This is a genomic window from Mucilaginibacter sp. P4_G9 (genome assembly GCF_056400985.1).
In genome coordinates this window covers 1-5232 of record NZ_JBFUKF010000346.1, presented here as the reverse complement: position 1 = coordinate 5232, position 5232 = coordinate 1, and the positions used below count along the sequence as shown (strand labels likewise).

The 5232-nt window shown below is 44.2% G+C and carries 6 protein-coding genes; 4 read left to right on the top strand and 2 right to left on the bottom strand.

Annotation, left to right across the window (positions count from 1 at the left end):
- The 4 genes from AC1DPZ_RS21325 to AC1DPZ_RS21310 all read left to right on the top strand — a co-directional run.
- On the top strand, positions 1 to 661 hold a 661-nt coding region (locus AC1DPZ_RS21325; RefSeq protein WP_477407216.1), incomplete at its 5' end, for a lysophospholipid acyltransferase family protein.
- Between the two features lie 406 nt (positions 662 to 1067).
- Complete coding sequence (locus AC1DPZ_RS21320; protein ID WP_295717807.1) at positions 1068 to 1541, top strand: ribonuclease H-like YkuK family protein; 474 nt, start codon at positions 1068 to 1070, stop codon at positions 1539 to 1541.
- Between the two features lie 60 nt (positions 1542 to 1601).
- Positions 1602 to 2438 carry a sulfurtransferase gene (locus AC1DPZ_RS21315; RefSeq protein WP_477407214.1) on the top strand — a complete coding sequence of 279 codons (837 nt, stop codon included), beginning with the start codon at positions 1602 to 1604 and terminating at the stop codon, positions 2436 to 2438.
- A 37-nt stretch (positions 2439 to 2475) separates the two neighbouring features.
- On the top strand, positions 2476 to 2949 hold the full coding sequence (locus AC1DPZ_RS21310; RefSeq protein ID WP_477407212.1) for an SRPBCC family protein: 474 nt from the start codon (positions 2476 to 2478) through the stop codon (positions 2947 to 2949).
- Positions 2950 to 2999: 50 nt separating this feature from the next.
- Here the strand turns inward: AC1DPZ_RS21310 and AC1DPZ_RS21305 are convergent, their stop codons facing one another.
- Positions 3000 to 4103: an NADH:flavin oxidoreductase gene (locus AC1DPZ_RS21305; RefSeq protein ID WP_477407210.1), complete on the bottom strand. Its 1104-nt coding sequence runs from the start codon at positions 4101 to 4103 to the stop codon at positions 3000 to 3002.
- A 30-nt stretch (positions 4104 to 4133) separates the two neighbouring features.
- The gene (locus AC1DPZ_RS21300; protein ID WP_477407208.1) at positions 4134 to 4430 is read right to left on the bottom strand and encodes an ArsR/SmtB family transcription factor; all 297 of its coding nucleotides are present in this window, start codon (positions 4428 to 4430) and stop codon (positions 4134 to 4136) included.
- Positions 4431 to 5232: the final 802 nt, after the last annotated feature.

Sequence of the window (5232 nt, the reverse complement as noted above, 5' to 3'; positions counted from 1 at the left end):
ACCTATACAGTGGGTGTGCTTTCGTTTTTTCGGTTATTCGGCACATAAAAGGTCGGTTGATATCCTGAACCTGTTCCTTTTGCGTTCGATATACCTGTTAGGGAATACAGTTACCTTTATTAATAAACAAAACCTGCCGCTTGGGCGACCTATCATTTTTCTGGCCAACCACCAGGGACTGCTTGATATACCACCCCTCATCTGGTACCTGCGCAAATACCACGCTAAGTTTATATCAAAAATTGAACTTACCAAAGGTATACCCTCTATATCCTACAACCTGAGGCATGGCGGCGGCGCTAATATTGACCGTAAAGACGGCCGGCAATCCATCGGCGAAATTGTAAAACTGGCCCAGCGGATGAAGGAGAATAAATGGTCGGCAGTGATATTCCCGGAGGGTACCCGCTCAACCGATGGTACTGTAAAAACATTCCAGGTTGGCGGAATAGCCACCATACTAAAAAAATGCCCCGAAGCCCTGCTGGTACCCATCGCCATAAAAAACTCCTGGAAAATGATCCAATACGGGCAGTACCCACTCAATACTTTTACGGCAATGACCTGGGAGGTGCTTTCGCCAATTGAACCCGCGGGGCGGTCTGTTGAAGATCTGGTGCTTGAGGCGGAGAATATGATTAGGGCACGATTACAGGATTAAACACGATTACAGAATTGGATTTTTTGATGTGCAGATGATGTCCTTTCCTGTTCCATAAATAATTTCTCTCTTGTTTTCTGAACCGGAATTTGTCGAATTTTCCGAATTCAGGAATTTCTGAATTTTTATTTTCCACAAGCAACCAGTGGAAAATTCGGGTTCCAGACATCATCTGCGTATCCATTTCCAGTCTGCATATCTGCATGTCCGATTTCCTCTGCTCTTCAAAAAAATCCTGTAAATTCTGCCCAATCCCTACATCGTATTAAAAAATCCCGTTATATGTTGATATTCAGCCAAATGTTAACAAATAAATTACAGTCTGTTTACGTTTATATGAAACGTTATCGCTTATTTTTATAGACCTATAAAGTGGGTCGGCTAAAATTAACTTAAAACAATTTTTATGACCTGGAGAAAGTTCAGCGGTGAGGTGATCCAATCGCCCATTATGGAAGAGGTTGAAAGGGCAATTGAACGCGAAGCCAACCTTGGTAACAAGCTTAAAGTATGTATCGGAACCGATTCGCAGGTTAAGGGCACCGTAACTGATTTTGCTACAGTTATTGTTTTTGTGCGCGAGCAGCGCGGCGCTTTTATGTTTATTCACCAGGAGCGAACGTCGCAAAAAATGAGCATCAAGGAACGGATGCTGAGCGAGGTGCAAAAATCCATCGACATTGCTTACAAACTTTGCGATCTGCTCGACCTGTATGATGTGGAACTGGAAGTACATGCCGACATTAATACCAACCCAATGTTTAAATCGAACCAGGCGCTGCACGAGGCAATGGGTTATATCCTGAGCATGGGATTTGTATTTAAGGCTAAACCCGAGGCTTTTGCAAGCTCCTACTGCGCCAATAAAATAGTGCAGTAAAAAGCGTAAAACACAAAGCGGTGTATTTATATTTGGTCTTTACTACAGATCGAAAAAACTATGTCGCCACTAATTGAAATTAACGATCCGGCTATCGCCGGCCCGAACACTATACTTATCGATGCCCGCGCCGGGAAAGACACCCATGACCGCTACCTCGCCGGTCACCTTAAAAATGCTGCTTATGTTGACCTGGACAGGGATCTGGCAGCCCCCGTTACCGATGCTGCTATTGGTGGCAGGCACCCTTTACCCGATATTAATGATTTTGCAGCCCTGCTGGGCAAATTAGGTATAACACCCGATAGCCATGTTGTTGTGTATGATGATAAGGCTGCGGCTTTTGGTGGCGCCCGTTTCTGGTGGATGCTGAAAGCTATTGGTCATCAAAATGTACAGGTATTAAATGGCGGCCTGCAAGCTGCTATAAACGCCGATATTGAACTAAGTACAGAAGAATATACACCAACAGCGGTTGATCCATATCCTGTAGCCGGTGGCTACCAGGGTACAGTTGTTATTGATGAGGTTGGCGCTGCAGCACATGACCCGGGCCGGATTGTTATTGATGTACGTGAAAGCCCGCGTTATTTAGGCCAAACCGAACCGCTCGACCTGATAGCAGGTCACATCCCCGGTGCGTATAACCTGCCTTATATTACTAACCTTGATGTTGACGGTAAATATTTGCCTGCCGAGGCCCTGCGTAAAATTTATGATGAAGAGATTGGCAATGTAATCCATGAGGATATCATTGTTCACTGCGGATCGGGTGTTACGGCCTGCCATACGCTTTTGGGTATGGAGTACGCTGGTATTAGCGGCCCTAAATTATATGTTGGCTCATGGAGTGAATGGTCAAGACGAGATTTGCCAATTGGCACTACTGAAAGATAAAGTAAAATAAATGAGTATTTAATTTGTCGATCCGTCAGTGAAAACATACGCTTTAAAAACCGAACAAAAGATACCCATCAGTTTGGACGAGGCCTGGGATTTTTTTTCGTCGCCGGTTAACCTGGCTAAGATAACGCCGCCCGGGATGGGATTTGTAGTAACATCTGATTATGCCGCGGATGCAAAGGTGTACACCGGGATGATCATCACCTACAAGATATCGCCCTTGTTGGGCATCAAAATGAATTGGATGACCGAGATCACGCACGTTGCCGATAAACAGTACTTTGTGGATGAGCAACGCTTTGGTCCCTATGCAATGTGGCATCACCAGCACCATTTTAAAGAGATAAAAGGCGGTGTGCAGATGAACGATATTTTACATTATGCCATCCCATACGGTGTTTTCGGGCAGATGGTCAATAGCGTTTATGTAGGGAAAGAGGTTAGCAAAATATTCGCCTTTAGGGAGAAGGCTATTGAGCAAATGTTTGGGGTTTATAAAGGATAATTATATTAAATAAGTCGTGCCGAATTTATTTCGGCACGACTTGTTTAAAATTACACCAACTCCATCAAAGCTTCTTTGCTAAAGCCTTTTAATTCATCTGTACGTTCTTCGCGGATTTTTTGTACCCAATGAGGGTCTGCCAATAATGGGCGGCCAACAGCTACCAGGTCAAAATCACCACGGTCCATACGGCGTAATAATTCATCTAACGAGCTTGGGTTCGAGCTTGCACCTGCAAATGCGCTAAGGAATTCGCCATCCAGCCCAACCGAACCAACGGTGATTGTTGCTTTACCGGTTACCTTTTTTGCCCAGCCGGCAAAGTTCAGGTCCGATCCTTCAAAATCGGTTTCCCAGAAACGGCGTTGCGAGCAATGGAAAATATCTACACCGGCATCGGCCAAAGGGTTTAACCATGCTTCCAGTTCCTGTGGTGTTTTAGCCAGCAGGTTATTATATTCAGCAGGTTTCCATTGTGATAGGCGGATGATAATGGCAAAATCATCACCAACCTGTTTCCTTACTTCTTTAATTACTTCAACCGCAAAACGGCTGCGCTCGGCCAGGGTTTTACCACCGTATATATCGGTACGTTTGTTGGTTTCATTCCAAAAAAACTGGTCAATTAAGTAACCATGTGCGCCGTGGATCTCCACGCAATCAAAACCTAACCTTTTGGCGTCGGCAGCCGCACGGCCAAATGCGGCAATGGTATCGGCAATATCTGTATCGGTCATGGTATTGCCATTGTAATTGCCCGGCTTGTTTAAACCTGATGGCCCTTCAAATGGTTGTGACGGAACCCAGCCCGAATGATGGTTGTCCATTATGCCCATGTGCCAGATCTGTGGCGCCATAGCGCCACCGGCACCATGTACACCATCAATTACATTTTGCCAGCCGGCCAATGCCTGTTCGCCATAAAAATGTGGTATGTTGGCATCGTTTGATGATGAAACGCGGTCAATTACAGTGCCTTCAGATAAAATTAAACCTACTTCGCCTTCGGTACGTTTGCGGTAATAAGCTGCAACGCTTGCAGTTGGTACTCCGTTTGGCGAAAATGAACGTGTCATAGGCGCCATTACTATGCGGTTTTTGATATTTAATGATTTCAGGCTAAACGGCCTGAACAAAGTGCTATTTGTGCTCATTGTATATGTATTTAGATGGTAAATGCTTGTTTATAATTCCGATTCAACCAGTTTGCTCAGGGCTGCAAATGCTTCTTCATTGCGTTTGTAATAGGTCCATTGGCCAACGCGGGTAGCGGTAACCAGGCCGGTACGTTGCATGAGTGCTAAATATTCGGAAATGGTAGATTGGGTGAGCCCTGATTTATGCTGGATTTGTCCCACGCAAACCCCGTTTTCAAAACCGCCTTCCTGTTCGGGGAAACTTTTTTCGGGTTCTTTAAGCCATTGCAGTATTTGCAACCTGGCTTTGTTCGATAATGCTTTAAAAATCTCCAACTGATCCATGCCACAAAGATATATCGACTTTTCCCGATATTCCAATTAATAATGTAGAGATGACATTAGATTGATGGAAGACTGTTAAATCAAACACAGGACTATTCACCCAAAGGGTAAACCTATTTCAGGACTTTACGCTGATTTACCGTTCCAACGGAACGGTGGAACGCACTGGAACGGTGTGGAACACCTTGGTGTTGATTGTCAGCGTTTTAAGTTTTGGTGAAATAGGGTATGGAAACACTTTTATGCTGATGGTCAGTGTGTTAAGTTTTTTAATAAAATGCCAGATTTTCAATAAAATCGGATTTTTCGGGGAACCTTATCCCGCTTAGGGTAGTGTTTAAAAAATAGACAAGTAGATCGTCATGGGTAGGTGTAAAGCAAGCCCCGACTTGCAGAGCAGCTTTGCAAATCCGATCTGTGTAGTTTAGGATTATTAATGTTGTGTTTTTATTGGTATTAATGAGTACCCAGCAGTTGGTTATCTTCGGATCTTTATAATGACGTAATTGTAAGTTTCTGATTGTTAGTATGTATTTTGCGCATAGACCTCTTACCCGTCATTGCGAGTAACTACCAGCTTGAACTGGAAAAAACAGTAATGACACTTGTTGATTATATAGCTGCTAAAGGTTAGTCTTGCAAAAAAACAGAGCAAGCTACATACCCCGTATAAACCCTTGGGGCCGACCAGAGCCCGTTTGCGAGTTTGGGACGGTCACTCTTTGCAAAAAACATTCATTGGGGACCATCATAATGGTTTACCGCGCTTATAAGCTTAGATACTTTCAGAGTGACCGAGCTT